The organism is Leisingera sp. F5, assembly GCF_001593695.1.
The window spans coordinates 1-2,604 of the sequence record NZ_LUKH01000392.1; the positions used below are offsets into that span (position 1 = coordinate 1).

A 2,604-nucleotide genomic window follows, 5' to 3' on the forward strand; every position below is an offset into this window, starting at 1 on the left:
GGGTTACAGTCGCCTGACCCTGCGCGACACCCGGTCGCGCTGGGGGTCCTGCACCGCCGATGGCGGGCTGATGTATTCCTGGCGGCTGATCCTGGCGCCGCCCGCAGTGCTGCGTTATGTCGCCGCCCACGAGGTGGCGCATCTGCAGGAAATGAACCATTCGGCAGCATTCTGGGCGGTGGTGGAACGCCTCTATGGCCAATACGAGCCGCCGCGCAGCTGGCTGCGCGAAAACGGCGCCGGCCTGCACCGTTACCGGTTCGGCGAATAGCCGCAAGGCTTTGACCCTGCCGATGCGCGGGCTAACCTCTTGGCAGGTACCTGTTTCCAGTTTCCCCGGTTCTTGAGGCTTGCCCGTGTCAGACAAACCGCAACGACGCCTTGCTGCCATTTTCGTGCTGGATGTCTCTGGCTTCAGCCGGTTGATGGCCGAAGATGAGGCCCGCACGTTGAACCAGGTTCTGGCGCAGCAGCAAAGCCTGATTGCTCCGGCGATCCGCAGCCACGGGGGCCGGATCATCAAGCTGATGGGCGACGGGGTGCTGGCGATTTTTCCCAGCGTGATCTCGGCAGTGGAGGCGGCAGCCGGGATCCAGGCCGCCGCCGCCCGCAACCGGCATCTGCAGCTTCGGATCGGTATCACTCTGGGTGAAGTGCTGATTGCCCAGGGCGATATCTATGGCGACGATGTCAATATCGCCGCCCGGCTGGAGGCTTTGGCACCGCTTGGCGGGGTGGCCCTGTCGGCTGAAGCATATGGCCAGGTGCGGGGCCGCATTCCTTATGCGTTCGAGGACCTGGGCCTTCATGAGGTCAAGAACATTCCCGAGCCTGTGCAGGTATATGTGCTCGGCGACGAGCTGACCTCGCTGCCCGGTCTGCACCCGGTCGCTGCACCAGAGAAAGCGGTCCAGGCAGCTTCGCCGCCGCGCCGGCGGGCAGGGCGGCCTGTATGGCTGGCGCTGGCTGCGTTTACGATCCTGGCTGCGGCGGGCGGCGGCTGGTGGGCGGCGGGTATGCCGGGTCTGCATGGGGCGGGCCAGGCCGCCAGCGGGGCGGAGCAGGCGCGGCCTCTGGTTGCCGTGCTGCCTTTCACGGCGGCATCGGCATCTCCTGAACTGGCCCAGGCGCTCACCGGCGAGGTGATCCGCGCTCTTGCCGCGGTTCCCGGCCTGGCCGTGGTGGCCCCGGCCAGCAGCCGGGCGGCGGCCGGACTGCCGCAGAACCAGGCGGCGAAACTGCTGGGAACAGAGTTTCTGGTCAGCGGCCACATGCCTGCCGCTCCATTGCAGGGGATCCGGCTGGATATCCGCAGCCCGTCCGGACAGGCAGCCCTGCCGCCCCGCCCGCAATCCAGCCTGTCCGGGCTGGCACCTGCGGTGGCGGCAGACATTCTCGGCGCCTTCAGTCTGCCAGTGGGCAGGGTTGCGGCGGCGCCGGTTTCGGATCAGGCGCTGATACAGCTGCTAGCGGCACGCAGCGAATTGGCGGCTGGACGGCAGCAAGAGGCCAGGCAAACCGTGCATCAGACCCTGCAACTCGCCCCTGGGCTGGCAGAGGCACTTGTGCTGCAGGCAGAGCTTGACCTGGATATTCTGACCGGCCCGCTGGCCGGCCTGCCGCAGCGCGCGGCATCGGCTGCGCGGCTGCTCGAGGGGCTGCCCGAAACACCGGGCACTCTGCGTATCCGCGCTCTTGCAGCGCAGTTCAGCGGCGCGCCGGACACCGCCTTGACCCATGCGCAGGCGCTGGAACGCTCTTTCCCGAACGATGCAGATGGCCATCTGCTGCGGGCCTGGCTCTTGCAGGTGGAGGGGCAGGGTGCCGCCGCCGAGGCCGCCTATGCCACTGCTTTGCGGCTCAACCCGGTGCCGTCTGCGCTTTATCACAGCCTGCGCGCGTCGATGCTGTTTGATGCGGGGCAAGAGGCGGCTGCCGTTGACACTGCCAGTGCGGCGCTGGCGCTGGACCCCCAGGCGCAGCTGGCCCAGGCGGTGCGCTGCGCGGGATTGGCCACGCTTGGCCGCTTTGAAGAGGCTGGCAGCGCCTGCGCGCAGCTGCAGGCCGCAGGGCTGACACTGGATCAGGCAGCGGGCGCCTTTCCCTATGGTGCCGGGGCCGGGCCCGGCAGTGCGCTGCAACGGCTGCGCACCGGGTTCAGCCTGGCAGGGCTGCCTGGCCGCCCCTGACGTGCTGCCCCGGACCTAGGGGCCGTGATCCGCGCCTGTTTCCGCTGGCCGTGATCACACGCGCGGATCTGTCCGCTTGACCGCGGCGCAATTTGTGATCACTTGAGGGAATGAACCTGACTGCCCGCTCTCCCCAGGACGCTGCCGCCCCAGCCCACGATCGCGTCTACCGCGCTTTGCGCACCCGTATCATGCATGGTGAAATCACCCCCGGTGCCGCGCTGACGCTGCGCGGTATCGGCCGCGAGTTTGGCGTCTCGATGACGCCTGCGCGCGAGGCTGTTCGGCGGCTGGCCGCCGAGGGCGCGCTGTTCCTGTCCTCTTCGGGGCGGGTATCAACGCCAGAACTGACAAATGAACGGATTGAGGAGCTGGCGGCCCTGCGTGCGCTGCTGGAGGTGGAGCTGTCCAGCCG

Annotated in this window: 3 protein-coding genes; all 3 read left to right on the plus strand. The window is 68.2% G+C overall.

The genetic code is table 11. The features are described 5' to 3' along the window. Nucleotides 1–271: M48 family metallopeptidase (locus tag A2I95_RS30790; RefSeq protein WP_291735953.1), on the plus strand; the 271-nt coding region annotated here is incomplete at its 5' end. A gap of 85 nt (nucleotides 272–356) precedes the next feature. Continuing rightward, the gene (locus A2I95_RS30795) at nucleotides 357–2,189 is read left to right on the plus strand and encodes an adenylate/guanylate cyclase domain-containing protein (RefSeq protein ID WP_291735954.1); all 1,833 of its coding nucleotides are present in this window, start codon (nucleotides 357–359) and stop codon (nucleotides 2,187–2,189) included. Nucleotides 2,190–2,299: 110 nt separating this feature from the next. Continuing rightward, nucleotides 2,300–2,604, plus strand: a 305-nt coding sequence (locus A2I95_RS30800) for a GntR family transcriptional regulator (RefSeq protein ID WP_291735956.1), incomplete at its 3' end; no start/stop codon positions are given.